We start from the raw sequence: 4072 nt of genomic DNA on the forward strand, positions 1-4072 counted from the left end.
GGATGCTGCCGAGGATGAAGTCGTGAATGGCGCGCAGTTCGTCTTGTACTTTAGAGCCATTGTCCCCGGCGCGGGTTGGCGCGTCGCGGAAGATGAGGGCAAAGTTGCGGCGGTTTTCACGGACGTAGTTGGAGTAGACCTCCACCACACAGCTGATGCGGGCGAGGCCGCTTTGACAGTGGCTTTGGGTCATGGCGTCTTTGAGCGCCAGCTCCAATTCCTCGCGTACGCCTGTGATGAGGCTGAGGAATATTTCGTCCTTGCAGGTGAAATGGCGGTAGATGCTGCCTTCGGATATTCCGGCTTCGCGGGCCAGCAGACTGGTGGGGGTATTGTTGAAGCCGCGTTCGGAAAACAGGCGCGCCGCGGCGTCGAGTATTTTATGTCGTGTTGTTTCGCTCACTCGGTTCGGTCCTTCCTTATGCGGATTGGGTGCTCACACAGGTCCTAGCCTCTGAGGGGAACTGCGTCAACCGGGGGAAAGCGCTTGGGGCGCTTTGTCGGTGGAAAAGTGTGCATGATCGGCACGTTGTCTATGCTAAAAAAGGGCCGAGTGTCCACTCGGCCCTTGTGGTGAAGAGGGGAGATGCGCACTACTGCTTCACGGAAGCAATCATTTCTTGCAGGTCGCTGGCCAGTTGCGCCAGTTGCGTGACGGATGTGGAGGAGTGCCCCATGGCCTCTGCGGTTTCTCCGGCAATGCGGTTAATGTCGCCTGCGGAGTGGCTGATTTCTTCGCTGGCGGCGGACTGTTCCTCGGCCGCGCTGGCGATGGACTGCACCTGCGCGGTGGTTTCTTCCACCATGCCGCGGATGGATTCAAGGGCGGCCACGGCGTTGGCGGTGTGGGCGGAGATGCCTTCCATCACTTGCTGGGAGCGGTGCATGCCGTCCACAGTGGTGGCGGTGCTGTTTTGAATGGACTTGACGGCGTGGCCGACTTCCTTGGTGGCGGACATGGTCTTTTCCGCCAGCTTGCGGACCTCGTCCGCCACCACGGCGAAGCCGCGCCCGGCTTCACCGGCGCGGGCGGCCTCGATGGCGGCGTTGAGGGCGAGGAGGTTGGTCTGGTCTGCAATGTCCTCAATCACCTGCACGATGGTGGAGATGCCCGCGGCCTGCTCGCTGAGGGCCTGCATGGAGGTGTCGAGGGAGGCAAAGTCCGAGGTGACTTCCTCGAACCCTTCGATAACGGCGGTGATGACCTCGGTGCCTTCGCCAGCTGTGGTGCGGGTGCGTTCGGCCACTTCGGCGGCGCTGGTGGCGTTGCGCGCCACTTCCAGCACGGAGGCGTTCATCTGTTCAATGGCGGCTGCGGCCTCACTGGCCATGTGCCGCTGCTCCTGCGCCCCGCGGGAGGACTGCTCCACCTGCGCGGAGAGCTCTTCGGAGGCAGAGGCCACCTGAGTGGACACAGACGAGGCGCGGGAGGCCACATCCGCGATGACGGCGCTTTGCTCCTCAATGGCGTGCTGCTGCTGGCGAACTTCTGTGAGGTCGAACCACATGGTCATGGCGCCGGTGCTGGCGCCGTTCATGTCGTGAATGGGGGTGGACACCACGGAGTAGACGCGCTTGTGGCCCTGCTGCGTGACGAAGTCCATTTCGTTCGCAATCTGCGTATTTTCCTTCAGGGCCTTGCCGAGGACGGTGGGGCGCGAGGCGTCGCCAAAGGCGAACTCGCCGGTGGTCATGCCGTGGAAGTCCTCGGGCGCGCCTGTGCGGCCTACGGCGTCCACCATGGCGGCATTCAGGAAGGTGATGCGCTCGGCGGTGTCGGCCACGGCGCAGGGCATGGCAATGCCGCCGAGAATGCCCTGTGCGTAGGAGAGTTTGCTTTTCAGTTCCTCGGTCATGGCGGTGATGTGGCTGGCCAGGCGCGCCGTTTCGTGGGTGAAGGACCCGGAGAGCGTGGCGCTGAGGTCGCCGGCGGCAACGCGTTCGGAAAAGGTGTTGATGGCGGCAAGCGGGCGGACCACAAGGCGGCGGAACAACACGCCCATGACGATGATGACGAAGAGGATGGCCGCCGCGCCGATACACAGCAGAACGTTACGAATGGCAGTAACCTTCACAAGCAGTTCGGCCTTGGGGGCGTTGAGCAGAACGCTCCATCCCATGCCTTCTGCGCGGCGGAAGACGCCGAGCTTGGTGACGCCGGCGAAGGTGTATTCCGTGGTGCCGTTGCCTACGTTTTGAATCTGCTGTTCCAGGACGCTGCCACGCGGGGCGTTGAACATGAGGGCCGGGTCGGGGTGGGCGATGGTGCGCATGTTTTGGTCAAAGACGATGGGGTAGCCGTTGGTGCCGATGGTCAGGGACAGAATGTCGTTGGCGGCAAACCTGTCCCAGTTGGCGCAGACGAGAATGCCGCCCACCAACTCGCCGCCGCGCGTGACGGGCGCGGCAATGTTCATCACCGTGGCGCCGGTAAAGGGCGAGGGCGTAAGGTTCTTGTCCACAAAGGCTTCGTCGCCATTGGCGATGCCGCTGAAATAGGGCTCGTCCTTCACAATTTTGCCGCGGAGCTTTTGGCCGTTGGCATCAAAGCCGGAGACGACCTTGCCGTTGCGGTTGAAGAGTAAAACGGTGTCCAGCCTGTCGTTGGATTTGACGATGTCGCGCAACTGGCTGTTGACGATATAGGCGGTGTCGCGCACGGCGGCGTTCATCATGCCGCGCTGTCCGGCAAGGCTGCTGGCGATGGACACGCCTTCCCCCGAAAAGTCGTCAATCTCCTGCACGAGGGAATCGGCCAGCTTGTTCATAAACGCGGTGTTGTTCGCCAGCTCCAGCTGATAGATGGCGTGGTTCGCGTACAGGACAATGGCCGCGACGGACAGCCCCACCACCACGACGACTGCCAGAATAAATTCCGTTGCTATGCTCTTTATCTTCACGACTCTGCTCCGTTGCTCTGCCGCGCTGCTTCTCTGCGCGGCAACCATCAAAACCGGGTGCGCCGTGCCCCCCACGGCGTGGCGCGAAGTGTGGCCCGGATGCTTGACGGGTTGCGCTCGTCTTGTATGGCAAGCGGGTTATGTGTTGTGCAGTCCTCCAGAACATGTGCCCAGTGCGTCGTTGGTGCGGTGGCGCCGTCACCAGCATGCTGCGGATGAAAATCGCATCGCCCGTCTCCTCATCCGTTTGCGTAAAACGATGTTCCTTGTGCAGGGGATATCGGCAGGTTACGCGTTTTTTGTTAGGTGAGCGTTTACTTTGTGGTTTTGGATAAACGCCCGGTGCGGATGCGTCAATAGTGCTTTGCTCCAAAACGCGCTGGCTCCGGTGCTAGATTGGGATTGCCCCATATTGTTGCGTACGAAACGGAATGTGGCACACCGCTGAATATCCCCGTGGGGCGCGGAAAATGACGGGCGGCGCATTTTGCGCCCTGTTTGCGGGGCCATGCGGCAGGCTTGAATGAGAAAATGGTGAGAAAACAGGATGTTTGAGCCTGTGGCACTGGCTTTGCTATGTTTCGGGCATGAAAACATACACACGATTTGCCATTTGCAGTGCGGGGACCACGCGCACAGCGCGTGTGGAGCCGGTGGTTGGGCGCGCCGACTACTTTTATATTTACGACACCGCCACTGGCGAGGAAACCGCCGTGCCCAATCCCCATAGGGACGAGCAGGAGGGCTGCGGCGTCAATGTGGCGCGGACGCTGGCGGAGCAGGGCGTGGAGGCGGTCTTGGCGGGCAATTGCGGCGCCAAGGCGGCGCGCGCCCTGCGCGAGGCGGGCGTGAAGGTCTCCTACCCCTTTACGGGGACGGTGGATGACGCCATTGCCGCCTTTACGGCCCTGATGCGCGAGGGCGTGTAGCCTAAAGCTGGCGGCGGAGTGGAAAACAGTTGCAACGCGGAGCGCGTGTGCGGCCATATTGCGCCGCTGCGCGCGTTTTGTGCGTGGCGCGCGGTGAACGCGCGGGGCAAGCGCCGCGTCAGCTGGGCAGATATGGACAGAAGAGGCGCGAGCGCAGGGGGGCAATGCCGTCGCAAGGGGCGCCTGGCGCGCCCCTTTGCGTCAGACAAAGTCTTGGGCGCTACGTGTCGGAAGACGTGGCGT

At 62.1% G+C, this 4072-nt stretch carries 3 protein-coding genes; 1 reads left to right on the forward strand and 2 read right to left on the reverse strand.

The window, feature by feature from the left end; all coding sequences use genetic code 11:
• Window positions 1-403 (reverse strand): TetR/AcrR family transcriptional regulator (locus ACY69P_RS14830; protein ID WP_462328031.1); only part of this gene is annotated, 403 nt, incomplete at its 3' end.
• Between the two features lie 190 nt (window positions 404-593).
• Window positions 594-2900 (reverse strand): methyl-accepting chemotaxis protein, encoded by a 2307-nt coding sequence (locus ACY69P_RS14835; protein ID WP_462328032.1) that lies wholly within the window; start codon window positions 2898-2900, stop codon window positions 594-596.
• Between the two features lie 587 nt (window positions 2901-3487).
• Here ACY69P_RS14835 and ACY69P_RS14840 point away from each other — a divergent pair.
• Window positions 3488-3829: a NifB/NifX family molybdenum-iron cluster-binding protein gene (locus ACY69P_RS14840; RefSeq protein ID WP_459897618.1), complete on the forward strand. Its 342-nt coding sequence runs from the start codon at window positions 3488-3490 to the stop codon at window positions 3827-3829.
• Window positions 3830-4072 lie beyond the last annotated feature (243 nt).

It is taken from the genome of Desulfobaculum sp., from assembly GCF_054921475.1.